We start from the raw sequence: 22,334 nt of genomic DNA on the forward strand, positions 1-22,334 counted from the left end.
GCCCCCCACACGTGTAACACGCCTCTGTTCAACATTAGGCGAGATAAAGAGAAAAGGAAGGGATTCCCCTTCCGTTTTCACCTGTGATTAAAGAACGCTCGCACGGCCTTGGTAGACTGCGCCTCTGGAAGCGTCAACTGTAATTTCCTGGCCTTCTGTCAAAATAGATGTCGCATTTTCAAGGCCAACGATTACCGGAATGCCAAGGCTTAATCCAACTACCGCAGCATGGCTTGTCAAACCGCCTTCTTCTGTAATAAGGGCAGACGCTTTTTCAAGAGATGCAATCATATCACGGTCAGTGCTTTTTGTAACGAGTACCGCACCGTCAGTCATTTTTTGCTCAGCTTCTTTTGCATTTTGTGCTATGACAACCGGACCGAAAGCTGATTTACGTCCAATGCCTTGGCCTTTAGCGATGATATCGCCGACAGTGTAAACTTTCATTAAGTTCGTAGTGCCAGACTCACCGACAGTGCCTGCTGTAATGACGATTAGATCGCCGTGTTTTACAATTCCGCTGTTCAATGATTTTTGGACAGCATCCTCAAGCATCTCATCCGTTGTGTTCGCATTTTGGCCGCTTTCTGCGAATACGCCTGATACGAGCGCAAGTTTTCTGGAAACAGCATCATTTACAGTAACCGCAACAATCGGCGCCTGTGGACGGTATTTCGCGATCATACGCGCTGTATGGCCGCTTTCAGTCGGTGTTACGATCGCAGCAGCATTCAGGTTAATTGCCGTATGTGCGACAGATTGTCCAATTGCGTCTGTAATCGTCATTCCTACTTGATCTCTGCGTTTTGAAAGAATTTCTTTATAATTTAAAGCTTCTTCAGAACGGGACGCGATGTTGTGCATCGTTTGAACCGCCTCAACCGGATAGCTTCCGGCAGCTGTTTCACCAGAAAGCATGATCGCATCTGAGCCGTCGAAGATCGCGTTTGCAACGTCACTTGCTTCCGCACGAGTCGGACGCGGGTTGCGCTGCATGCTGTCAAGCATTTGTGTCGCTGTAATAACAGGTTTTCCTAGCGCGTTGCATTTTTTGATCAGCTCTTTTTGCACGAGTGGCACTTCTTCAGCTGGAATTTCCACACCTAAGTCTCCGCGTGCAACCATTAAGCCGTCAGACACTTCGAGAATAGCATCGATATTGTCAACGCCCTCTTGGTTTTCGATTTTAGGGATGATTTGAATATCCTGAGCGTTGTGCTCTTCAAGAAGCTCACGGATTTCAAGCACGTCCGTGGAACGGCGAATGAAAGATGGCGCGATAAAGTCTACTCCCTGCTCAATACCGAAAACGATGTCTCGTGCATCTTTTTCAGTGATACCCGGAAGATTGACACTGACGCCCGGTACGTTAACACCTTTTTTATTTTTGAGTGTTCCGTTGTTCAATACTTTTGTTTTGATTTCGCGTTTAGCAGCATCTACATCTAGTACCTCAAGGCCGATAAGTCCGTCATCTAACAGAATCGTTGAACCTTTTTCAACGTCGTCAACTAAACCTTCATATGTGACTGAGATTTTATCTGTTGTTCCCACTACCTCGTCCATTGAAACGATAAGCTCTTTGCCTGTTTCGAGCTCAATGCCGCCGTTTTCCATTGTATGTGTGCGGATTTCAGGACCTTTTGTATCAAGCAGGATACCGATGTTTTTGCCAAGCTTTTTGCTTGCTTCGCGGATATTTTTAATTCTTGCACCGTGCTCCTCAAAATCTCCGTGAGAAAAGTTTAATCGAGCCACGTTCATTCCTGACTCCATTAATTTCGTAAGCATTTCAACACTTTCACTTGCCGGACCGATAGTACAAACAATTTTAGTTTTTCTCATTTGGTTCACTTCCTTCTGAAATCTTCAGCCTTCAGCTGACATTAAATAGACAGTTCTTTTGAAAGCTGGTACATGTTTTGCTCAACTGTGTGTTTTGTATCCAGTATTTCTATAATATCATGGTCTACAAGCTTATTGTTTTGTATACCTACACAGCGTCCGCCTTTTCCTTCTAGCAGCAGTTCAACAGCATATGCGCCAAGACGGCTTGCCAGCACGCGGTCAGCAGCGCTTGGAGAACCTCCGCGCTGGATATGGCCCAGTACAGATACCCTAGTTTCAAGATTTGTTTCTTCTTCAATGCGTTTCCCGAACTCAACACCGCTGCCTACACCTTCGGCAACGATAATAATACTGTGTTTCTTGCCGCGTTCGTGGCCGCGTTTTAAGCGGGCAATGATTTCGTGCATGTCATAGTCTGCCTCAGGGATTAAGATTGATTCCGCGCCCCCTGCAAGACCGGCCCACAATGCGATATCACCGGCATGGCGGCCCATTACTTCGATCACATATGTACGTTCATGAGAAGTCGCTGTATCGCGAATCTTATCAATTGCGTCAATTACTGTATTTAAAGCTGTATCGAAACCGATTGTAAAATCAGTGCCCGGAATGTCATTATCAATTGTACCCGGTACACCTACACATGGAAACCCGTGTTCTGTTAATTTTTTCGCACCCATATAGGAACCGTCTCCGCCGATGACAACAAGACCTTCAATACCAAGCTTTTTCAAGTTTTCTATCCCTTTTTCACGGCCTTCAACCGTTTTGAATTCAGGACATCTTGCCGTATAAAGCTTTGTTCCTCCGCGATGTATAATATCGCCTACAGATCCGAGCTCAAGCTTTTCAATCTTTCCGCTGATCAATCCTGCGTATCCGTTGTAAATGCCGTACACTTCAACGTCATGATAAATCGCTTTTCTGACTACTGCGCGAACTGCTGCGTTCATTCCCGGGGAATCCCCGCCGCTCGTTAATACCCCTATACGTTTCATTCTCCATTCACCTCAGCAACATATATGATTAAACATAACATGATCATTGCCCTAAAAACAATGAAAAGGGATCTCCATCCTCCCTATCAAACCTTACCTATTATACAATTAAATAAATTGTTTTTAAATAAAATTTAAAGAATGTCACAAAAAATAAACGTGAGCCAAAGGCTTCACGTTTATTTAGTTTACCCCGATATATTGATCTTCAACCGAGACTTTGCCAATTGCTTTATATTTTTCATAGCGCTGCTGAACTAATTCTTCTTCGCTCAGCTTCAGCAAAGTTTTTAACGATTGTTTAAGGGTTTCGTCCATATAGCTAGCCTGCAGCTTTACATCGTGATGCGCTCCGCCTTTTACTTCTTTTATCATATGATCTATAATACCTAATTCTTTTAAATCCGGCGCAGTGATTTTCATTGTTTCGGCTGCTTTTTTAGCAAGACTGGAGTCCTTCCATAAAAGTGCCGCGGCACCTTCCGGAGAAATAACAGAATAAGTAGAGTTTTCCAGCATATGCAAGTGATTGCCTACACCCAGACCAAGGGCTCCGCCGCTCCCGCCTTCACCGATGACGATGCAGATAACAGGCACTCGAAGGCCGGCCATCTCAAACAGGTTTTTGGCAATGGCTTCGCTTTGTCCTCTTTCCTCCGCTGCTCGTCCAGGGTATGCTCCCTTCGTATCAATAAAACAGATAATCGGTCTGTTGAATTTGTCAGCCTGTTTCATGAGACGAAGCGCTTTTCGATAGCCTTCAGGGTGAGGCATCCCAAAATTGCGGACTAGGTTTTCTTTCGTGTCTTTGCCGCGCTGATGCCCGATAACCGTTACAGGAAGGCCCTGGAACTTCGCAATCCCGCCGACAATGGCTTCATCGTCCCCGTACGCTCTGTCTCCGTGACATTCAAAAAAGTCGGTAAACAGGTGTTCGATATAATCAAGCGTTGTCGGCCGGTCCGCCAGACGCGCGATTTGAACACGGTCCCAAGGCTTCAGATTTTTGTAAATATCATCCTGAAGCTTAGCGAGACGGTCTTCGAGCCGTTCGATTTCAGCACTTAGATCCATATCGGAATCTTGGGTGAATTTTTTTAGTTCGGCGATTTTGGTTTGCAGTTCAATCACCGGTTTTTCAAATTCTAATCTTGCAGCCACTCTATGTCACCTCCTGTTTGATGCATATCCAGCAGATTCTCTAACGTTTTTTTCATATCGTCGCGGTGAATAACCGCATCAAGCTGTCCATGTTTTAATAAAAATTCAGCCGTTTGGAAGTCCTCAGGCAGTTTTTCTCCTATTGTCTGTTCAATAATGCGTCTTCCGGCAAAACCGATCAGCGCGCCAGGCTCAGCGAAATTGTAATCGCCAAGGGATGCAAAGCTTGCTGATACGCCCCCGGTAGTCGGATGCGTCATCACTGAGATAATGAGGCCTTGTTCTTCACTGAACAGCTTTAAGGCAGAGCTTGTCTTAGCCATCTGCATCAAACTTAATACGCCTTCCTGCATTCTAGCGCCGCCTGAAGCCGTAAAAATAATAAACGGAACTTTATCAGCTTTTGCTTTTTCAATCGCAAGCGTGATTTTTTCACCGACGACTGAACCCATGCTGCCCATTCTGAATGAAGAATCCATGACGGCGACAACAGCCGGGTGTCCGCCGATGGTGCCCTTGCCTGTCACAACAGCCTCGTTTAAGGATGTTTTCTCGCGATCTTTTTCAAGCTTTTCCAGATAACCCGGGAAACCAAGCGGGTTTTCCGACACCATTCCCTGATTGAATTCCTCAAAGGATTGTTCATCCATCAAGCTTTCGATACGTTGTTTTGCGTTCATTGGGAAATGATAATCGCAGTTCATGCATACTCGCATATTTTTATCCAACTCTTTAGTGAGCATGATTTTTTTACACTTAGGACATTTTGTCATAATGCCTTCCGGAACATCGTGCTTCGCTTGATCAGACGGTACGGAAGCATACTTTTTCTTTTTCGTGAATATATCCTTTAACAAATGATTACCTCCCTTTTGTGAAGGGTTCTCTTCACCGCATGTCATCAATCAGATAGACTTGCTAATAACTTTACCGAAACTATTGTACTTTTTTTGTCAAACGCTGTCATCCTCAATTCGACAACTTTTTATTCAATGACGTGTTCGGAAAGGTTCGGATGAATTCAGATAAGACATTGAAATAACAGGATTGGCAGCGCATTCAAAAATAATGTTAAACCCGGCTGAAATTTTTTTAAGGCCAACCCCCTAAAAAAATTTCAGCCGCCAGTTTAACTTGAGAACAGCGCGCCGGACTCCGCCAACACGCTGCCATTTTTGGAATGAATTAAAATTATTCACCAATAATCGTAAGTTTTCTCGTTTTTTCTGCGACTTCCTCAGGGTCAACAGTGATTCTTGCAACACCTGTTTCCATCGCCGCTTTTGCCACAGCTTTCGCAACAGCAGGCGCAACACGTTTATCAAACGGTGCAGGGATGACGTAGTCTGCGCTAAGCTCATCTTCTGAAACCAGTGAAGCAATGGCTTCAACTGCTGCGATTTTCATTTCTTCGTTAATGTGAGTGGCGCGAACGTCAAGCGCACCGCGGAAAATACCAGGGAATGCAAGAACATTGTTTACTTGGTTCGGGAAGTCAGAACGGCCCGTTCCAATAACGCTTGCGCCAGCTTCACGCGCATCTTCCGGCATAATTTCCGGATTTGGATTTGCCATCGCAAAGATAATAGGATCTTTTGCCATGCTTTGAACCATTTCTTTTGTTAACGCTCCTGCTACAGACACGCCGATAAATACGTCCGCATCAACGATGACATCTTCCAGAGAACCGTCTTTGCGGTCTTGGTTTGTGAATTTCGCCACTTCATTTTTGACATCGTTCATGCCTTCCGGACGCCCTTCATAAATCGCTCCTTTTGAATCGCACATCACGATGTCACGCACGCCGTAATGGTGAAGAAGCTTGATAATCGCAATACCAGCTGCACCGGCGCCATTTGCGACAACTTTAATGGATGACATGGATTTTCCAGACAGTTTCAGCGCGTTTACAAGACCTGCTACAGTTACAATGGCAGTACCGTGCTGATCATCATGGAAAACCGGGATGTTTGTTTCTTTTTTGAGGCGTTCTTCAATGATAAAGCAGTTTGGCGCTGCAATATCTTCAAGGTTGACGCCGCCAAATGTCGGTTCAAGCAATTTAACAGTTTCAACGATTTTATCAACATCGTTTGTGTTTAAAGCAATCGGGAACGCGTCCACGCCTGCAAAGCTTTTGAATAGAACAGCTTTCCCTTCCATGACAGGAAGCGCGGCTTCAGGGCCGATATTTCCAAGGCCAAGCACAGCTGTACCGTCAGTTACAACTGCTACCATGTTCCCCTTCATTGTATAATCATATACTTTGTTAATGTCTTCATGAATATCCTTACACGGTTCTGCAACACCCGGGGAATATGCTAGACTTAAATCTTTCGCGTTTCTGACTTCTACTTTTGATTTAGACTCAAGTTTCCCTTGATTGACTTTATGCAGGTGTAATGCTTCTTCTCTTAATGACATTCTCCTAAACACTCCTTATGGATATTTTTTGATTCGTATATTGCTGCGTTGATTGCTGCATTCTGCGGAGTTGATCTATCTGAATATTTAAACAGGGTCACATAATTGCTCCAATTGTATAACAAAAAGTGAATCGTTACCACTGTTTTAAAACGACGTTTTTTTGACCCAACAGCTCTTTTAAGCGATATAATACCTGGTGATCCGCATTGATATGAAACGACTCAGGAAGCTTAATCGTCTGTTTCTGCCTTTCATAATAGAGATAAACGCCTGTTTCCCCTTTATGCTCCAGCAAAATGCGCTTAATCTTTGCCAGGATCTCCTGACTGTGCTGACTGCTTTCTATTTTTATATAAACCGATGGCGCTTTTTCTGCATCCATATTTTCTAATAATTCTGCCCGGGACATGATAAACTGGACCTTATCCTGCCTTACTTCACATTTCCCCGCTGTGAACAAAAGAGCGCCTTCTCTTAAAACGGGAGAAAGCTGTCTGAATTGTTCAGGGAAGACTACGGCTTCCATTTCGCCGGTTTCGTCACTGAGCGTTAAAAACGCCATATTTTGACCTGTTTTCGTCCGAATCGTCTTGATCTTTGACAGCAGAACTCCGAGAGAAAGCTGCCTTTTGACAGCCTGCTGGGCCTGCAGAATGGACACTGCCCCGTGCGCAGCCAGCTGTTTTCGGTAGGCAGAGAGCGGATGATTTGAAAAATAAATGCCGAGCGTCTCTTTTTCAAACGCGAGTAAATCCACAAGCGGAAGCTCCTCCGTCTCCACATACTTCGGCTTAATTGAAAACGATTCATCTAAAAACAATCCCATTTGGTCATCGTCCGCGGCGAATAGCTCAGCATGTTCCAAAGCAACATCAATGGATGCGAGCAGCGTGGCTCGGTTTTGGCCGAATTCGTCCATCGCACCAGAAAAGATAAGTGCTTCAAGCATTTTGCGATTTACGCTTTTTGACGGCACGCGAAAGCAGAAATCGAAAAGATCTTTAAATGGTTTCTCTTTTCTTGCTTTATATATATCTTTTACTGCTGAGACGCCTACACTTTTTATCGCGCGGAGGCTGTATCTGACAGATCCGTCTTCAACTGTAAACGGAAAACTGCTTTTGTTCACTGACGGAGGAAGGATACGAATCCCGCTCCCCTTTGCTTCGTAAAGATATTGAGATATTTTATCCTCATTGCCAATGACGCTTGTCAGCAATCCGCACATAAAATATAACGGATAATGAGCTTTCAAATACGCAAGCTGGCAGCCAATCATGCTGTATGCCACCGCATGGCTTCGGTTAAAGCCATAGTTTGCGAATTTGACGATTAAATCGTAGACTTCATTTGCAGTGTCTACAGAATACTCCTTTTTTAAGCACCCTTCAACAAAATGGCTTCGCTCTCTGTCCAGGATTTCTTTTTTCTTTTTGCTGACCGCCCGTCTCAGCATGTCCGCTTCGCCTAAAGAAAACCCTGCCATGCGGGAAGCAATCATCATAATTTGTTCCTGATACACAATGACGCCATATGTATCGTCCAAGATGCTCCTTAAATCTTCATGAGGATAGTGAACAGGCGCCCGACCGTGTTTACGGTCAATAAATAGCGGAATATTTTCCATCGGACCAGGTCGGTACAGCGCATTGACCGCCACAATATCCTCCAGGCCTGAAGGTTTAAGCCTCTTCAAGACGCTTCTCATCCCTGCAGATTCAAGCTGGAAAATCCCTGTCGTATCCCCTTTTGACAGCAAGGAGAACGTTTTGTCATCACGGTAGGAAATACTTGAAAGATCTATTTTGATGTTTTCTTCTTTTTCGATCATTGAAGTGATGGACTCGATCAGAGTCAGGTTGCGCAAACCTAAGAAATCCATTTTTAAAAGGCCCAAGTCTTCAAGATGATCCATCGCGTATTGCGTCAAATATATCCCTTCATGCCCTTCCTGAATCGGAACAACATCGGTTAATGGCTCTTCACTCAGGACAACGCCTGCTGCGTGTGTTGATGTATGCCTTGGCAGCCCTTCTATTTTTCGGGCAATCGTATAGACTTGCTGAAGCAGGCTTGACTCCCGAAGCCGCTTATCCAGCTGCGGCGACTGCTTTCTCGCCTCATCCAGCGTCATGCCCGGCCTTGCTGGAATGAGTTTTGCAAGCTGATCTGCTTCCTTCGGGCTTACGCCGAATACTCTGCCGACGTCCCGAAGCGCCGCTTTTGCCGCAAGTGTTCCAAAGGTTATAATCTGGGCAACATGCATCGCACCGTATTTCTGCTGAACGTATTGAATGACTTCATCTCTTCTGGTATCCGGGAAGTCAATATCTATATCCGGCATACTGATACGTTCGGGATTTAAAAATCGTTCAAACAGCAGGTTATGTTTAATCGGGTCAACATCTGTGATATACAGCACATAAGCAACTAGAGAGCCTGCCGCAGAACCCCTTCCCGGTCCCGTGACGATCCCTTTTTCATGGGCATGCTTCATAAAATCCCATACGATCAGAAAGTAATCGCTGAATTTCATCCGCTTGATGACACCAAGCTCATATTGAAGGCGGCGAAGATATCGTTCATCAGGCGTGCCAAAACGGCTGCGGAGTCCTGCCATACAGATGTCCGTTAAATAATCATCAGCGGACGTTCCGTTTGGAGTCGGGAAAGACGGGAGACGGGTCTGCCCGAGGCTGACATCAACCCGGCATTGTTCCGCGATCTCAACAGAAGCTTGCAGTGCTTCAGGATGCTCTCGATAAATATTTTGCATTTCTTCGAGCGGTTTCAAATCGAGATCAGGAAGATCTTCGGCGGGTACATCCGTCAGTTTTTCACCTGCTTTAATCGCTTTCAGACAGCGGTAGGCAGCCTTATCTTCTTTCCTTATGTAATGCACATCGCCTGTCGCCGTTACAGGGATACCCGTTTCTTCAGACAGACGCAGAATCTGCTCAGACAAGGTTTCATGCCCTTTAAAAGGCTGATAGGAGAAATAAAAGGCTCCCTTACCGAATATAGACTGAAATTCAAGTGCGGCTTGAGCGGCCTGTTCAAACAGCCCTTCTTCAAGAAGCATTTCAATATATCCTTTTTCGCCGGGCGTTATTGCGATAATACCTTCTCGATAACTGTGAAGCCATTTCGGCTTTAGCCCGCCTTTTGATTTCGATTGCAGGACGCTGCTGATTTTCAGCAGGTTTTGATAGCCTGTATTTGATTTGGCCAGCAGGACGAGCGGGTAGGCTTCAAGCTCGTTATCATCTGTAAAAACTGAAGCCGTCAAACCGATTATCGGGTTGATTCCTCTCGCCTTGCATGCTTTATAAAATTGAATAGCTCCGTACATGACATGATCATCTGTCAGCGCCAAAGACGCATATCCGAGCCTGTCAGCTTCACTGACGAGCTCTTCCACAGCCGCGGCGCTGTTTAGCAGGCTGTACCCGCTATGCACTTGCAGGTGAACAAAAGACATGCTATCACCTCTTTCTCATTACGATCCATTTCTTTCTTCATTATAAGTCCGGTTTCCAAAAGAAACAAATGTTCTTTTTCGACTACTCATCATACTTGTCCTGAAAGCTCAATATGATATAAAAGGTGAGGTGATAAAGATGGATCAGGAAGCAGGATTTATGGTGAATTTTATTAATAGTTACTTCATTGCGTTAGGGGTGCTGATCGGGGGCGCACTCATTGGAGGGCTCGGAGCATATTTGGCAGGCGAAGCCCCGCTTACGGCGATTACAAAGCTTGCAAACCGGTTAAAAATATGGGCGCTTGTCGCAGCTATCGGAGGCACCTTTGATGCGGTTTACAGCTTTGAACGGGGCATTCTTGAAGGCAATACGAGAGATATTTTTAAACAGCTTCTTTTGATTATCTCGGCCATGGGCGGCGCGCAAAGCGGCTGGCTCATTATTTCATGGCTGACTCAGGAGCATCTTTCTTCATGAGGGTCCCCCAGCATTACAAAAAACCGGGGTGGCAGCGCTTTTTCGCGGGAATGATGTGCGGAGCCGTAATCAGCTGGTTTTTTTTCCTGTTTACTTACGGAACATTCCAAGAGGAGCAGGTCAGCCTCATCGAAAAACAAAAAGAGCATGTAAAAGACTTGAACAATCAAATTTCGATCTATCAGGAAGACCTCCATAAACTGAATGAAGATAATAAAAGAAAACTGCTGATTCAAAGCGTCAGCGTTAAATTGCTGAATGGGGATAAATATAAAATATCGCAGCCGGATAAAACGAAATTCGAGGAGCATGTAAAGGATGATATTTCAGAGGTGATTACAAAAGACATAGAGAGCGTCTATCAAACAAAAGATCTTTTAAAACGGACAATCGAAAATAAAGTGTATATGATCAATGAAAAAAAATACGAGGCAACCGTCAAGGAATTAACGATTTATACAAGATTGACAGTAGAACTTGAAATATCATTCGCCACATAATTATGGATTTTTTTTAAATTCTCCAAACTACTGTCGCTTTTTCCCATTCTTTTTTATAAACTATATGTGAGGCTTCAAAAGGAAGGAGGAAGGGAAATGGAGGTTTACAGTGACCGTCAGTTAGCAAAAGATCAAGCAGCCCGGCTCAGACAAGGTTTTTCTGCATATGCCGAAACACACTCACTCGCTTCCCTCATCAAAAAAGAACTTCAATCTCACAATCTCCAAGTCTATGAGGACCTTACTGATTTTGGCTGCTGGTTCATCCCCGTCACAGATGAACACTAAGAGAGAGGGCCTCCCCTCTACTCGTGTTCTTTACATAATGTTTCCAGATCAGCTAAAATCCGATCAGCTTCATCCCAACTGTAAATAGAGGCGCCCGAAGCAAGCGGATGCCCTCCGCCGTTATATTTCCGGGCAAGTCCGTTAATGACAGGCCCCTTCGAACGGAATCTGACTCTGATTTGATCGTCTTCTTCTACGAAAAACACCCAAGCGCGAATACCTGAGATATTCCCAAGCGTCCCGACAAGCTGCGACGCTTCTGAAGCCGTTGTGCCGAACTTTTCAAGCGTATCTTTTTTGATAAAAACAGAAGCGGCACCGTTTTCGGACAATGACACATTTTGAAAGATATAGCCGTTAAGCTTCACCACATTCAGTTTTGTTTCATACAATTGATTAAACAACTCTGAGGAAGAGAATGGATACTGAATGAGCTCGCCTGCATATTTTAATGTTTTTTCCGTTGTATTCGGAAATAAGAAGCGCCCGGTATCTCCGACAATGCCGGCGTAGATGAGCTCTGCCGCTTTCGTATTCAGCTTCCAGCCGTGCTCTTTTCCTTCTAAATACAGCTCGTAAATCATTTCACTTACTGAGCTGGCGCTTGTATCGACCCAGAGAAGGTCACCGTATGGATCTTCGTTCGGATGGTGGTCGATTTTCATCAGTTTGGCGCCTGAAGGATAACGCTGATCGTCGATTCTTTCCTGATTTGCCGTATCGCAGACAATGACAAGTGCGCCTTCATATGTTTCATTGTCCACCTCATCAAGGGAATATAAGAAAGAGAGGGACGGTTCAGGCGTGCCGACCGCAAAAATATTTTTTTCAGGATATGTTTCACGCAGGATTTCTGTAAGTCCGCACTGTGATCCGTAGGCATCCGGATCAGGACGCACATGTCTATGTAAGATAATCGTGTCATATAATGATATGGTTCTGATCAGTTCTGTTTTCATTTGATACTCCTTTATTGTTTTTATTTATTAAATCACATTCTCTGCCGACGGAAAAGAAAAATAACGTCAAAACCAAGCCCGTTTTTGTATAGAATGGGTTTGTAAACTTTTACGATGGAGGATTTCATTTATGCTGGTTCTTGTTTTTTTGATTGGGCTTTCAGCCTGCTTTTATGTGTACTATAAAGTAAAAGGCGTTCGGGCTAAGCAATCTTTGGAGAAAGAAATCTGTTCAGCAAAATCAAGCATGGCCTTAGGGTCACTGGTCCTGTTCTACGGGCTCAACCAAATGATATTATTTCATTCTGTATTAACGTTAGTAATTGGCGGTATCTTTATCGTCATAGGAGCAGGAAGCGCTTGGGCAGGTTATAAAGCCTACAGGCATTACTATCCCCTTCACGCCAAAGAAGCTGAAAGAGATCACGCGTAAGGGGCGCCTGAAACGTCCCTTAGCTTCTTTCCATCAGCTGAACCATTAGCATCGCTTTTGACACGATATGGCCTTGGCTATGCACTTCAACTTCCATTTTTCCGAACTTTCGGCCAGCCTCCAAAATGCGCGGTTTGACTTCGATGACCGACTCCATCTGCACAGGCTTCAAAAAGAAAATGGTGATGCTTTCGATTACGAGCTCGCCGCGTTTTTTCGAGCGTAAAAACCGGTTTGCCGCTTGCGTCAAAATGGTCGTAAACACACCATAAGAAATTGTTCCGAGCTGGTTTGTCATCTGCGGCGTGACTTCATACTCGTAAACTGTTTGATCCTCTTTATCATCACCCTCATCTTTAAATCCCCTTGAAACGATATCATCAAGCTTCTCCCCAACCTGCGGCTGCTTTTGAATCATTTGAAGCGCTTTTAACACGTCTTGGCGGCTGATCATGCCGATCAGTTTTTGGTGGCCGTCAGTGACGGGAAGCACTTCGATCCCTTCCCATACCATCATTTGCGCAGCTGAGGCGACAGATGTTTTCCCAATAACCGTAACGGGATTTTTAGTCATGACCTTTTCGATAGGTGCGTTTCGGTCATGGCCAGCAATATCTTTTGATGTCAGGATGCCGTGGATTTTCATCTGATCATCGACAACCGGGAACCGGCCGTGCCCCGTTTCAAAGTTTTTCTCATACCATTTTTCAAGTTTATCCTTAGGCGAAAGATATACCGTACGGTCAGCCGGCGTTAAGATGTCCTCCACCAGGACAATTTCTTTTTTGATCAGCTGGTCATAAATCGCCCGGTTGATCATTGCGGCGACTGTAAAGGTGTCATAGCTTGTGGATAAAATCGGCAGCTCAAGCTCATCTGCCAGCTGCACAATGCTGTCATCCGTGTTAAAGCCCCCAGTCACCAATACAGCCGCGCCCGCTTCGAGCGCCTGTCTGTGTGCGTTGATTCTGTTTCCGACAATCAAAAGATTGCCCGCTGCGGTGTAACGCATCATCGCGTCCAGCTCCATCGCGCCGATGACGAATTTATTCAATGTCTTATGGAGTCCAGCCCGGCCTCCGAGCACCTGTCCGTCTATAACATTTACAACCTCTGCATATGTAAGCTTTTCAATATTCTCTTTTTTCTTTTGTTCAATCCTGATTGTGCCCACACGTTCAATCGTGCTGACAAACCCTTTATTCTCTGCTTCCTTGATCGCTCTGTACGCGGTCCCTTCGCTTACTTTCATTTCCTTTGCAATTCTTCGCACAGAAATTTTTTCACCGACAGGCAGTGAATCAATATACGTTAAAATTTGTTCATGCTTCGTTGCCAAGCGTTTCACCTCTAAGGACAGTCTTCTGTTTTTATTATAAGGTTTCGAAGGATTTATACGCAATGAGCGGAGAAAATAAAAAAACATCCCCTGAGAAATCAGGAGATGTTTTCACCCGTTTAAAGCTCGATCGTCTCACCGACCGCCATGACTTTACCGACTCCGCCCGGCAGGCTGTCAGCGAAGGCCTCAGGGTCTTGTTCGATGACCGGGAATGTATTGTAATGCACCGGCACGACCTGTTTTGCGCGCAGCCATTCAGCGGCAAGCTTGGCGTCTTCAGGCCCCATCGTAAAGTTATCGCCAATCGGCAGGAAGGCAATGTCAATATGATTCAATTCGCCAATAAGTTTCATATCAGAGAAAAGAGCCGTATCGCCCGCGTGGAAAATCGTTTTATCTTCTACTGTCAGCAAAATACCGGCTGGCATGCCTGTGTAAGTGATCGTTTTGTTTTCTTCATCTGTGATGGCTGATCCGTGAAAGGCCTGTGTGAGCTTCACTTTTCCAAAATCGAACTGGCGGGAGCCGCCGATGTGCATTGGATGAACATTCAAGCCTTTCCAGCCTAGGTACACGGCGAGCTCGTTCGGAGCTACAACCAGCGCATTGTTTTGCTTGGCAATTTGCTCAGTGTCACCGACATGGTCATTGTGGCCGTGCGTTAATAAGATGACGTCTGCTTTTACATCCTCCGGCTTTATATCTGTTAACGAATTCCCTGTCAAAAACGGGTCAAATATAATATGATGATCCTTCGTTTCCACTGTGATTACAGAATGTCCGTGATATGTCACTTTCATTTCTTTCACCTCGTCACGTTATTTTGTTTTTTTATTTTCCCTTTTTATAAAGCTGAAAAACTTATGTTGTTTGATTCTTATTAATGACATTGAGGCCTCCAGTGGCTTCAATGACAGTCCCTGTCACAAGGTCTGAGTTCTCCTCACACAAGAAAGCGATAATCCGGGCAATATCCTCGCCTGTGCCGGATCTTCCTATCGGCGTTTTTTCTTTGCCGATTCGCTTTCTGGCTTCCTCTATTGATGCTTCCTTCATGTCGCCGACAATGTCACCCGGGCAAACCATGTTGGCGGTTATGCCGAATTCGGCTTCTTCAATGGCAATTGTCTTCGTTAAAGAAGCCAAACCCACTTTCGCAGCGCCAAATGCCGACCGGTGAAGCCAGCCGGGCGCGTGCGCCGCACCTTGGAATCCGTACGTGATAATGCGTCCGAATTGCTGTTTTCTCATAATAGGAATAACCGCTTTGAATAAATGAAAGACGGCGCTTAAATTACCTTCCAGCATGCCGTACCATTCATCATCAGTATAATCGGCTAACTTTTTACGTTCAAATATGTAGGGTCCCGCGTTGTTAATCAAAAAGTCGATCCTTCCGAAGCGGTTTAAGGCAGCCTCTGCAATACGCAGCAGATCTTCTTTTTTGGTGACATCACCTTTTACAAATTGCAGCCGGTCAAGACAATCAGGACAGGCTTCCTTCAGGCGGCTGACAGCCTCCTCATCCTGCCTGTAATTGACTGTTACTGAATACCCCTTTGCAAGCAACGTCTCAGTCACTTTGCGGCCTAAACCCTTCGAACCGGCAGTAATTAAAGCATGTCGCACATGAATACCTCCCAAAGCAACGTCGCCGCTTTCAATAAAGTGTTTCTTCTTCTACTTTACTATAAAAGGCCTTCAATATCACTTTTTACACTTGGACATACAAAAAAAGCTGCCTGTACAGACAGCTTATTCAGCAGAAGATGAAGGCTCCTGATCATGCATATCGACATAACCGCTTTGATATGCTTCTGAAATGAGCCTTGTTGTCTCCTGGCTTTCTTGTTCATCATATATATAGCGTTCCGGTTCTTTTTTCATTCTTCTGCCTCCCATCATTATAGAGGTAGGTTGGCTATAATGACGGGATTTTATGAAGGAAATTTTAACAAACTCCGGCTGCCACGCAAGCTTTCGCTTTTTCAAGCGCGTGCTCCACCTGTTTGAATCCAGTGCCTCCGGCGCTCATTCTTTTTTCAACTGCGTGGTAAGGGTCTAAGACAGTGTATATATCTTCTTCGAAGAGCGTGCTCGCCTGCTGAAATTCGGCAAATGGCATATCGCTTAGATAGATCCCTTTTTCGATACATGTGTACACAAGTTTCCCGACTACTTCATGCGCTTCTCTGAACGGCATTCCTTTTTTCGCTAAATAATCGGCCAGTTCCGTCGCATTTGAAAAGTCTTGTTTTGTCGCTTGCTTCATGACCTCTTTGTTTACAGTCATTGTTTGAATCATGCCTGTGAAGATTTGCAGGCTGCCCTCAACTGTTTTCACTGTGTCAAACATGCCTTCTTTATCTTCCTGAAGATCTTTGTTGTAAGCGAGCGGGAGACCTTTCATGATCGTAAACAGTCCCATCATATCGCCATAAACGCGTCCTGTTTTACCCCGGATCAGCTCTGCCATATCAGGGTTTTTCTTTTGCGGCATCATGCTGCTTCCCGTTGCATACGTATCGTCAAGCTCGATGAATTTAAACTCCTGAGAGCACCATAGAATGATTTCTTCAGAGAAACGGGATAGGTGCATCATCAGCATACTGCTGTTGCTTAAAAACTCCAAAATGAAATCTCTGTCGCTGACGCCGTCCAGGCTGTTTTCATAAATGGAATCAAAACCGAGCAGTTCTGCTGAATAATCACGGTCGATTGGGAAGGTTGTTCCCGCAAGTGCCCCGCAGCCTAGCGGAGATTTGTTAATCCGCTTCATTGAATCCTGAAAACGCTCCTTGTCGCGCTCCAGCATCCAGAAATACGCAAGCAAATGGTGAGCGAACGAAATCGGCTGGGCGCGCTGCAGATGAGTGTAGCCCGGCAGAATCGTTTCGACATTCGCTTCCGCCTTTTCGATCAGCGCGCTTTGGAATGCCTCAATCAGCTCGATGATGTGGCCGACATGATGTTTCAAGTATAAATGCATGTCAGTTGCCACCTGGTCATTCCGGCTTCTGCCGGTATGAAGCTTGCCGCCGAGAGGGCCAATTTCGTCAATAAGCATTTTCTCAATGTTCAAATGAATATCTTCATAATCAACTGAGAATTCCAATGCTCCCTCCTCTGCTTTTTGCAGAAGGGTATTCAGTCCCTCACGGATTTTCAGCTCTTCCTCTGCTGTCAGGATACCGCATTTTTTCAGCATGGCAGCATGTGCGAGAGACCCTGTAATGTCTTCAGTGACTAAATTTTGGTCAAATGATATAGACGCGCCGAACTCGTCGACCCATTTTTCCGGTGTTTTTTGAAATCGGCCTCCCCAAAGCTTCTTCATGCTTGAATCTGCTCCTTCTTTTTCACGATGCTGTTCACTTTTGTCGGAAGTCCCCAAAGCTCGATAAACCCGATTGCCGCATGGTGATCAAACGCATCGTCTTTTGTATATGTTGCAAGTTTTTCATCATATAGAGAGTATTCTGATTTACGGCCTTCTACAATCGCATGGCCTTTAAACAGCTTCACGCGGACAATGCCTGTGACATGCTTTTGCGTTTCTTTTAAGAAAGCGTGCAGTGCGTCTTTTAACGGCGAGAACCACAAGCCGTTGTAAATGATTTCTGACATTTTTTGCTCGACGATCGGTTTAAAGTGGGCTACCTCTTTAACCAGGGTTAGATCTTCCAATTCTTTATGCGCTTTGATGAGTGTTATCGCACCAGGGCATTCGTATACTTCCCGCGATTTAATGCCGACAAGACGGTTTTCCACGTGGTCGATACGTCCGACACCGTGCGCGCCTGCCATTTCATTCAGCTTCAAAATCAGTTCAGAAAGCGAGTAGGATACGCCATCAATGGATACAGGCACACCTTGTTCAAATGCAATTTCAATCACTTCCGGCGTGTCCGGCGTTTTTTCCAGCGGAGCTGTTAAATCGTATGCACCTTCTGGCGGCGCCGCCCATGGATCTTCTAAAATGCCGCACTCATTTGCGCGTCCCCAGAGGTTTTGGTCGATTGAATAAGGGCTGTCAAGATTGATCGGAATCGGAATGCCGCGGCTTGCCGCATATTCAATTTCTTCTTCACGTGACCACTGCCATTCCCGAACCGGCGCGATCACTTCGAGGTCAGGGTTTAATGATTTAATGGATACTTCGAAACGAACCTGGTCATTTCCTTTCCCTGTGCATCCGTGCGCAATCGCCTGTGCATCTTCTTTTTCCGCGATTTCAACCAGTTTTTTTGCAATCAGCGGCCGAGATAATGCCGAAACGAGCGGATATTTCCCTTCATACATCGTGTGGGCCTGCAGAGAGATAAGCGCGTAGTCCTGTGCAAATTCTTCTTTTGCATCGATCACGTAGGAGTTTGTCGCGCCGACTTCCAGCGCTTTCTGCTGAACAAATGCCAAATCTTTGCCTTCACCGACGTCCAGGCAGCAGGCGATTACATTATATCCTTGCTCCTGGAGCCATTTTATTGCGACGGAAGTATCAAGACCTCCTGAGTATGCTAATACGACTTTTTTCTGTTCTGACATGATAAAAATCCCCTCTCAACCGTGTTTCTTTTTGTATAAAAATAAATTATATTTAATAAAAATACATTTTGTATGTATACACTTTAACAAGTACGTTTCGTTTTTTCAAGCCTTTTATAAAAAAAACTTCACCTAATTTTCAGGTGAAGTTTCGTAGTATTTATTCATTTACTTGTCTTTTCTGATTTCTCTGACCACATGTGCAAGTTCGGGAATAATCAGCTTATTCATTGCCAGCTTTACCGCGCCGCTTGAGCCTGGTGTTGAGAAAACAGCTGTATGCTGGATGACACCAGCAGTAGCTCTCGACATGATTGCGGCAGAGCCGATATCCTCTGTATAACTCAGCATCCTGAAGATTTCTCCAAAGCCGGGCAACTCTTTCGAAAACAGCGGCGTAATGGCTTCAATTGTGACGTCCCGATTTGCTATGCCTGTCCCTCCGTTTAAGAGAACCGCGTCTGTTTGTTCATCCATGCAGCCCGCAAGCACAGCCCGCTGCAAAGCATCCTTTTCGTCTTTTACAATTTCATATGCAGCAATGTGATGACCGGCTTCTTCTAAAAACGAGATCATCAGTTTGCCGCTTTTATCGGTTTCCTCTGTTCTCGTGTCACTGACTGTGATCACTTTGCACCGAACGATATCCGGAGCTTCTTGTTTATGCTCTTGAACACTCATTGGCCCACCTCTTTTAATTTTCTGTCTGTCATTATCATGCATGAACAAAAAAGCACATTCAAGAGAATGTGCTTTTCAACTGATTTATTTTGCTAAACGAACAACGTCGCGCGCAATCATGACTTCTTCATCAGTCGGAATGATCATGACTTTTACTGGAGAATGCGGATAGCTGATGAAAGCTTCCTCGCCGCGCACATTATTAAGCGCAGGATCCCAGTATACACCCATGAATTCTAAGCCGCGAAGGACGCGCTCTCTTACTTCCACACTGTTTTCACCGATACCGGCAGTAAAGATGATCGCATCTACACCACTCATTCTTGCAGCGTAAGAACCGATGTATTTGTGGATTCTGCTCGCGAAGACTTCAAGGGCAGTTTCCGCGCGCTCATTTCCTTCTTTCGTTGCTTCAACGATGTCACGAAGATCGCTTGAGAAACCGGAGATGCCGAGCAGTCCGCTTTTTTTGTTTAATGTATTCAGTACTTCGTCAGCCGTTTGGCCTGTTTTCTCCATGATGTATGGGATCAGGGCAGGGTCGATGTTTCCAGAACGTGTACCCATTGCAACACCGGCAAGCGGCGTAAAGCCCATAGATGTATCAATTGATTTGCCGCCTTCAACAGCCGCAATACTTGCGCCGTTTCCGAGGTGGCAGGAAATCAGGCGTAAGTCTTTTAACGGGCGGCCGAGAAGCTCTGCCGCGCGCTCAGTCACATATTTATGTGAAGTGCCGTGGAAGCCGTATTTACGGATGCCGAACTTTTCATAGTATTCATACGGCAGGCTGTATAGGTAAGACTGCTCAGGCATTGTTTGGTGGAATGCCGTATCAAAAACAGCAACCGCAGGAACATTTGGAAGCACTTCTTTGAACGCTTTAATTCCAACGATATTTGCCGGGTTGTGAAGCGGTGCCAATTCAGAAATATCCTCAATTTCCTTAATGGTTTCATCCGTTAATAAAACAGAATCGCTGAATTTTTCTCCGCCATGCACGACGCGGTGGCCGATTCCGTCAATTTCATTCAAATCTTTAATAATGCCGAATTCCGTTAACTTGTTCAGCAGCATTTTAACAGCTACCGCGTGATCCGGAATATCAGTTACTTCTGTATTTTTTTCGCCGTTTACAGAAATCGTGAATACGCTGTCGGCGATACCAATTCGTTCAACTAAACCCTTCGTTAAAACGGTTTCTGAAGGCATTTCGAAAAGCTGAAATTTCAAAGACGAGCTTCCTGCGTTAATTGCAATAATTTTGGACATGATTGACGCTCCTTTATACTCTGTATCAACAACTTCATTTTTCGTACTTTTTTCCCGGTGAATATCATCATCTTCCCCGAAAAATATCTGACTTTTCCATTTAAACATTGTCATGTCGGCATTTCAAGTCAACTTGTGTATTGATAACGCTTACAATAAGAAGTCGTTATTTTCAGACATATCACCTATAGATTTCGTGTTGACGAACGCTTACATGTTGCGGTTTTTCTTTCTGTATTTTGTGTTTCAAAGCTGGATTCAATTCGCCGGCCTTGTCTTCAAGTGCACAAATAAAAACAGCTTAAGCATCCATCGTATGACGGCTGCCTAAGCTGCTATTCGACACCTATTTTTCTTTTCTAAACCACTCATCGAATTGAGCCATCATATCAAGCATTGCCTTCTGATTGGAGAAAGACGGAAGATTCGCAAGCAGAATTTGACTCGGCGCTTTCGTCTCCTCTCCTTTTTTCTGAAGCACAAGAATGCTTTTGGCATGAGCCTCATCTTTAAAAATGGATTTTGGCAGCTGCAAAAGCGCGTTGATATGAACCTTATCTTTGAAAAACTGTTTCAGCTTGTCGCTTTGGGAGCTCTCAAATAAATGATTCGGGATCATAAAAAATAAGTAGCCACCCGGTTTGGTATGTTTGACGCTCTGTTCAATAAACAGATGATGCGCGAAGGAATGGCCTTCGTCCGCTTTGAGCTCAAACGCTTCTGCTCCTTCGTCATTCGGATAATAGCCGACGGGCAGATCGCATATGACAGTGTCAACAGGATCGATAAACAGCGGCTCAAGGCTGTCCTGATGGAAAAGCTCAAGCTCTTTTTTCAGAAGGTTCGCTTGGGCATACGCGATCTTCAACAGCACATCATCAATTTCAATGCCATAGCTATTTGCCGTTTTTTCAGACAGCTGGTTCAGCACGGTGAACAGAAGGTTTCCCGTTCCGACAGCCGGATCAAGAACCGTCAGTTCCTTTTGGTCCGCCATAAACTTATTCACCAAATAACTGATGAAAAGCCCGATCGTGTCCGGCGTCATTTGTCTGTTCGGATGGGAGACATCTTTCAGGCCTTTCAGGACGGCAAGCTGAAAAGCTTTGCGCACCCACTCGTGCTCATACGTGCCGAATTCCGCTTTTTCAAGCAGAGCCTGAAGCTGTTCGGCTTTCTCATCAGGCAGTTTCAACTGATCCGTTTTTTCAAGAAAATACATTTCTCCCGCTTCAGCCAGCGCTTCTATATATGAAATTTGCAATTCATTCTTTATTATTATCGCGGCTTCGTTTAACAGCTCGTAAACCGCACCTACATGGTCTTTTTGCATATATGTTCCTCCTTGCCATGAAAAAAGCTCCGGCGGCAGCCTGGAGCTTTTTTCCGTGCTTACTTCACTAATGCCTTGGCAGCCTCAATTGGCTTTTCATAGTTCGGGTGGTTTGTTGCTTCGCTTACATATTCAGCGTAAACGACTTTTCCGTTCTCATCAAGGACGAATACGGAACGTGCAAGCAGACGAAGTTCTTTAATATACACACCGAATGCTTCGCCAAATGACATATCTCTGTGGTCAGACAGTGTTTCCACTTTGTCAATTCCGTTAGCACCGCACCAGCGCGCTTGTGCAAATGGAAGGTCTGCACTGATTGTATAGACGTTAACATCTCCAAGCTTTGCAGCTTCTTCGTTAAAACGGCGTGTTTGCGCATCACAAACACCTGTATCAATTGAAGGGATAACAGAAATAATCGTTACCTTTCCTTTCATATCAGCTAACGATTTTTCTTCAAGGCTGTTAGTCAGCACTGTGAAATCAGGAGCTTGATCTCCTACTTTCACTTCTTGTCCGACGAGTGTAACCGGACCGCCTTTAAATGTAATTTCAGCCATTATAATTCCTCCCTTTTGTATG

At 44.9% G+C, this 22,334-nt stretch carries 21 protein-coding genes; 4 read left to right on the forward strand and 17 right to left on the reverse strand.

Annotated features, from left to right (window positions below):
• Positions 1 to 87: 87 nt before the first annotated feature.
• From pyk to dnaE, 6 genes are all read right to left on the reverse strand, one after another.
• Positions 88 to 1,845 (reverse strand): pyruvate kinase, encoded by a 1,758-nt coding sequence (pyk, locus tag AC0C66_RS07280; protein WP_041521039.1) that lies wholly within the window; start codon positions 1,843 to 1,845, stop codon positions 88 to 90.
• 41 nt (positions 1,846 to 1,886) lie between these two features.
• Positions 1,887 to 2,846, reverse strand: coding sequence for a 6-phosphofructokinase (gene pfkA, locus AC0C66_RS07285; protein ID WP_003223547.1), 960 nt, complete (start codon positions 2,844 to 2,846; stop codon positions 1,887 to 1,889).
• Positions 2,847 to 3,029: 183 nt separating this feature from the next.
• The gene (gene accA, locus AC0C66_RS07290; protein WP_072182596.1) at positions 3,030 to 4,007 is read right to left on the reverse strand and encodes an acetyl-CoA carboxylase carboxyl transferase subunit alpha; all 978 of its coding nucleotides are present in this window, start codon (positions 4,005 to 4,007) and stop codon (positions 3,030 to 3,032) included.
• Positions 3,992 to 4,864 carry an acetyl-CoA carboxylase, carboxyltransferase subunit beta gene (accD, locus tag AC0C66_RS07295; protein ID WP_014114757.1) on the reverse strand — a complete coding sequence of 291 codons (873 nt, stop codon included), beginning with the start codon at positions 4,862 to 4,864 and terminating at the stop codon, positions 3,992 to 3,994. Before accD ends, accA begins: the two co-directional genes overlap by 16 nt.
• A 334-nt stretch (positions 4,865 to 5,198) precedes the next feature.
• Positions 5,199 to 6,431: an NADP-dependent malic enzyme gene (ystJ, locus tag AC0C66_RS07300; protein WP_072182595.1), complete on the reverse strand. Its 1,233-nt coding sequence runs from the start codon at positions 6,429 to 6,431 to the stop codon at positions 5,199 to 5,201.
• A gap of 136 nt (positions 6,432 to 6,567) precedes the next feature.
• Entirely contained in the window at positions 6,568 to 9,915 is a 3,348-nt protein-coding gene (gene dnaE, locus AC0C66_RS07305; protein WP_461845649.1) for a DNA polymerase III subunit alpha, read from the reverse strand.
• Positions 9,916 to 10,054: 139 nt separating this feature from the next.
• Here dnaE and ytrH point away from each other — a divergent pair, with 139 nt between their 5' ends.
• The 3 genes from ytrH (at position 10,055) to AC0C66_RS07320 (ending at position 11,184) form a co-directional block, all read left to right on the forward strand.
• Positions 10,055 to 10,396: a sporulation membrane protein YtrH gene (gene ytrH, locus AC0C66_RS07310; RefSeq protein ID WP_003223537.1), complete on the forward strand. Its 342-nt coding sequence runs from the start codon at positions 10,055 to 10,057 to the stop codon at positions 10,394 to 10,396.
• A complete protein-coding gene (ytrI, locus tag AC0C66_RS07315) occupies positions 10,393 to 10,896 on the forward strand; it encodes a sporulation membrane protein YtrI (protein WP_003223535.1) in 504 nt (167 codons plus the stop codon). Before ytrH ends, ytrI begins: the two co-directional genes overlap by 4 nt.
• Before the next feature lie 96 nt (positions 10,897 to 10,992).
• Positions 10,993 to 11,184, forward strand: coding sequence for a YtzJ family protein (locus AC0C66_RS07320; RefSeq protein WP_003223533.1), 192 nt, complete (start codon positions 10,993 to 10,995; stop codon positions 11,182 to 11,184).
• A 17-nt stretch (positions 11,185 to 11,201) separates the two neighbouring features.
• Here AC0C66_RS07320 and nrnA read toward each other — a convergent pair whose 3' ends face one another.
• Positions 11,202 to 12,143 carry a bifunctional oligoribonuclease/PAP phosphatase NrnA gene (nrnA, locus tag AC0C66_RS07325; protein ID WP_061186757.1) on the reverse strand — a complete coding sequence of 314 codons (942 nt, stop codon included), beginning with the start codon at positions 12,141 to 12,143 and terminating at the stop codon, positions 11,202 to 11,204.
• A 130-nt stretch (positions 12,144 to 12,273) separates the two neighbouring features.
• On the opposite strand from nrnA, the gene AC0C66_RS07330 reads away from it, so the two are divergent.
• A complete protein-coding gene (locus AC0C66_RS07330; RefSeq protein ID WP_003223529.1) occupies positions 12,274 to 12,576 on the forward strand; it encodes a YtpI family protein in 303 nt (100 codons plus the stop codon).
• Between the two features lie 19 nt (positions 12,577 to 12,595).
• Here AC0C66_RS07330 and AC0C66_RS07335 read toward each other — a convergent pair whose 3' ends face one another.
• From AC0C66_RS07335 to tpx, 10 genes are all read right to left on the reverse strand, one after another.
• On the reverse strand, positions 12,596 to 13,915 hold the full coding sequence (locus AC0C66_RS07335; RefSeq protein WP_014114761.1) for a CBS domain-containing protein: 1,320 nt from the start codon (positions 13,913 to 13,915) through the stop codon (positions 12,596 to 12,598).
• 119 nt (positions 13,916 to 14,034) lie between these two features.
• Positions 14,035 to 14,718, reverse strand: a complete 684-nt coding sequence (locus AC0C66_RS07340; protein ID WP_014114762.1) for a metal-dependent hydrolase — start codon at positions 14,716 to 14,718, stop codon at positions 14,035 to 14,037.
• Positions 14,719 to 14,779: 61 nt separating this feature from the next.
• Complete coding sequence (locus tag AC0C66_RS07345; RefSeq protein ID WP_061186759.1) at positions 14,780 to 15,547, reverse strand: SDR family oxidoreductase; 768 nt, start codon at positions 15,545 to 15,547, stop codon at positions 14,780 to 14,782.
• A 126-nt stretch (positions 15,548 to 15,673) separates the two neighbouring features.
• Complete coding sequence (locus AC0C66_RS07350) at positions 15,674 to 15,805, reverse strand: hypothetical protein (protein ID WP_003223517.1); 132 nt, start codon at positions 15,803 to 15,805, stop codon at positions 15,674 to 15,676.
• Positions 15,806 to 15,869: 64 nt separating this feature from the next.
• Complete coding sequence (gene argH, locus AC0C66_RS07355; protein ID WP_014114765.1) at positions 15,870 to 17,255, reverse strand: argininosuccinate lyase; 1,386 nt, start codon at positions 17,253 to 17,255, stop codon at positions 15,870 to 15,872.
• Positions 17,252 to 18,463, reverse strand: a complete 1,212-nt coding sequence (locus AC0C66_RS07360; RefSeq protein WP_014114766.1) for an argininosuccinate synthase — start codon at positions 18,461 to 18,463, stop codon at positions 17,252 to 17,254. Before AC0C66_RS07360 ends, argH begins: the two co-directional genes overlap by 4 nt.
• Before the next feature lie 168 nt (positions 18,464 to 18,631).
• Positions 18,632 to 19,144 carry a MogA/MoaB family molybdenum cofactor biosynthesis protein gene (locus AC0C66_RS07365; RefSeq protein WP_014114767.1) on the reverse strand — a complete coding sequence of 171 codons (513 nt, stop codon included), beginning with the start codon at positions 19,142 to 19,144 and terminating at the stop codon, positions 18,632 to 18,634.
• A gap of 84 nt (positions 19,145 to 19,228) precedes the next feature.
• Positions 19,229 to 20,416, reverse strand: coding sequence for an acetate kinase (locus tag AC0C66_RS07370; RefSeq protein WP_003223511.1), 1,188 nt, complete (start codon positions 20,414 to 20,416; stop codon positions 19,229 to 19,231).
• Between the two features lie 346 nt (positions 20,417 to 20,762).
• The gene (locus AC0C66_RS07375) at positions 20,763 to 21,749 is read right to left on the reverse strand and encodes a class I SAM-dependent methyltransferase (protein WP_061186762.1); all 987 of its coding nucleotides are present in this window, start codon (positions 21,747 to 21,749) and stop codon (positions 20,763 to 20,765) included.
• Between the two features lie 59 nt (positions 21,750 to 21,808).
• Positions 21,809 to 22,312, reverse strand: coding sequence for a thiol peroxidase (gene tpx, locus AC0C66_RS07380; RefSeq protein ID WP_003223506.1), 504 nt, complete (start codon positions 22,310 to 22,312; stop codon positions 21,809 to 21,811).
• Between the last annotated feature and the right edge of the window lie 22 nt (positions 22,313 to 22,334).

It is taken from the genome of Bacillus sp. VA13, assembly GCF_055710085.1.

Bases quoted from the DNA above. Each gene is read 5' to 3' on its own strand.
- pfkA (WP_003223547.1), bottom strand. From the start codon at position 2,846: ATGAAACGTATAGGGGTATTAACGAGCGGCGGGGATTCCCCGGGAATG.
- AC0C66_RS07350 (WP_003223517.1), bottom strand. From the start codon at position 15,805: ATGAAAAAAGAACCGGAACGCTATATATATGATGAACAAGAAAGCCAG.
- tpx (WP_003223506.1), bottom strand. From the start codon at position 22,312: ATGGCTGAAATTACATTTAAAGGCGGTCCGGTTACACTCGTCGGACAA.
- AC0C66_RS07320 (WP_003223533.1), top strand. From the start codon at position 10,993: ATGGAGGTTTACAGTGACCGTCAGTTAGCAAAAGATCAAGCAGCCCGG.
- AC0C66_RS07370 (WP_003223511.1), bottom strand. From the start codon at position 20,416: ATGTCCAAAATTATTGCAATTAACGCAGGAAGCTCGTCTTTGAAATTT.
- nrnA (WP_061186757.1), bottom strand. From the start codon at position 12,143: ATGAAAACAGAACTGATCAGAACCATATCATTATATGACACGATTATC.
- pyk (WP_041521039.1), bottom strand. From the start codon at position 1,845: ATGAGAAAAACTAAAATTGTTTGTACTATCGGTCCGGCAAGTGAAAGT.
- AC0C66_RS07375 (WP_061186762.1), bottom strand. From the start codon at position 21,749: ATGCAAAAAGACCATGTAGGTGCGGTTTACGAGCTGTTAAACGAAGCC.
- AC0C66_RS07365 (WP_014114767.1), bottom strand. From the start codon at position 19,144: ATGAGTGTTCAAGAGCATAAACAAGAAGCTCCGGATATCGTTCGGTGC.
- argH (WP_014114765.1), bottom strand. From the start codon at position 17,255: ATGAAGAAGCTTTGGGGAGGCCGATTTCAAAAAACACCGGAAAAATGG.
- ytrH (WP_003223537.1), top strand. From the start codon at position 10,055: ATGGATCAGGAAGCAGGATTTATGGTGAATTTTATTAATAGTTACTTC.
- AC0C66_RS07330 (WP_003223529.1), top strand. From the start codon at position 12,274: ATGCTGGTTCTTGTTTTTTTGATTGGGCTTTCAGCCTGCTTTTATGTG.
- AC0C66_RS07360 (WP_014114766.1), bottom strand. From the start codon at position 18,463: ATGTCAGAACAGAAAAAAGTCGTATTAGCATACTCAGGAGGTCTTGAT.
- dnaE (WP_461845649.1), bottom strand. From the start codon at position 9,915: ATGTCTTTTGTTCACCTGCAAGTGCATAGCGGGTACAGCCTGCTAAAC.
- ytrI (WP_003223535.1), top strand. From the start codon at position 10,393: ATGAGGGTCCCCCAGCATTACAAAAAACCGGGGTGGCAGCGCTTTTTC.
- AC0C66_RS07340 (WP_014114762.1), bottom strand. From the start codon at position 14,718: ATGAAAGTGACATATCACGGACATTCTGTAATCACAGTGGAAACGAAG.
- ystJ (WP_072182595.1), bottom strand. From the start codon at position 6,431: ATGTCATTAAGAGAAGAAGCATTACACCTGCATAAAGTCAATCAAGGG.